Genomic DNA, 1640 nt, shown 5'->3' with positions numbered 1-1640 from the left:
TAAAGAGTCACAAACTTTTAAAATGAGAGTTTGATCCTGGCTCAGGACGAACGCTGGCGGCGTGCCTAATACATGCAAGTCGAACGCAAAACTTTCACCGAATGCTTGCATTCACCGGAAGTTTTGAGTGGCGAACGGGTGAGTAACACGTGGGTAACCTGCCCAGAAGAGGGGAATAACACTTGGAAACAGGTGCTAATACCGCATAATAACAAAAACCGCATGGTTTTTGTTTGAAAGATGGTTTTGCTATCACTTCTGGATGGACCCGCGGCGTATTAGCTAGTTGGTAAGGTAAAGGCTTACCAAGGCAATGATACGTAGCCGAACTGAGAGGTTGATCGGCCACATTGGGACTGAGACACGGCCCAAACTCCTACGGGAGGCAGCAGTAGGGAATCTTCCACAATGGACGAAAGTCTGATGGAGCAACGCCGCGTGAGTGAAGAAGGTTTTCGGATCGTAAAACTCTGTTGTTAGAGAAGAACGTGTGTGAGAGTAACTGTTCATGCAGTGACGGTATCTAACCAGAAAGCCACGGCTAACTACGTGCCAGCAGCCGCGGTAATACGTAGGTGGCAAGCGTTGTCCGGATTTATTGGGCGTAAAGGGAACGCAGGCGGTTTTTTAAGTCTGATGTGAAAGCCTTCGGCTTAACCGAAGTCATGCATTGGAAACTGAAAGACTTGAGTGCAGAAGAGGAGAGTGGAACTCCATGTGTAGCGGTGAAATGCGTAGATATATGGAAGAACACCAGTGGCGAAAGCGGCTCTCTGGTCTGTAACTGACGCTGAGGTTCGAAAGTGTGGGTAGCAAACAGGATTAGATACCCTGGTAGTCCACACCGTAAACGATGAATGCTAAGTGTTGGAGGGTTTCCGCCCTTCGGTGCTGCAGCTAACGCATTAAGCATTCCGCCTGGGGAGTACGACCGCAAGGTTGAAACTCAAAGGAATTGACGGGGGCCCGCACAAGCGGTGGAGCATGTGGTTTAATTCGAAGCAACGCGAAGAACCTTACCAGGTCTTGACATCTTCTGACAGCCTAAGAGATTAGGAGTTCCCTTCGGGGACAGAATGACAGGTGGTGCATGGTTGTCGTCAGCTCGTGTCGTGAGATGTTGGGTTAAGTCCCGCAACGAGCGCAACCCTTATTACTAGTTGCCAGCATTAAGTTGGGCACTCTAGTGAGACTGCCGGTGACAAACCGGAGGAAGGTGGGGATGACGTCAAATCATCATGCCCCTTATGACCTGGGCTACACACGTGCTACAATGGACGGTACAACGAGTCGCGAAACCGCGAGGTTTAGCTAATCTCTTAAAGCCGTTCTCAGTTCGGATTGTAGGCTGCAACTCGCCTACATGAAGTCGGAATCGCTAGTAATCGCGGATCAGCATGCCGCGGTGAATACGTTCCCGGGCCTTGTACACACCGCCCGTCACACCATGAGAGTTTGTAACACCCAAAGCCGGTGAGGTAACCATTTATGGGGCCAGCCGTCTAAGGTGGGACAGATGATTGGGGTGAAGTCGTAACAAGGTAGCCGTAGGAGAACCTGCGGCTGGATCACCTCCTTTCTAAGGATATAACGGAAACCTACACACGATTGTTGAAACTTTGTTTAGTTTTGAGAGGTCT

The 1640-nt window shown here is 50.1% G+C and carries 1 rRNA gene; it reads left to right on the top strand.

From position 1 onward, the window contains the following. Positions 1 to 18 precede the first annotated feature (18 nt). Positions 19 to 1579, top strand: a 16S ribosomal RNA gene (locus tag FFX44_RS12505). Positions 1580 to 1640 lie beyond the last annotated feature (61 nt).

The organism is Lactobacillus sp. UCMA15818 (genome assembly GCF_030400225.1).
Taxonomy (GTDB): Bacteria; Bacillota; Bacilli; order Lactobacillales; family Lactobacillaceae; genus Liquorilactobacillus.
The sequence above is the reverse complement of the archived record's forward strand: the minus strand, read 5'-3'. Positions and strand labels throughout refer to the sequence as shown.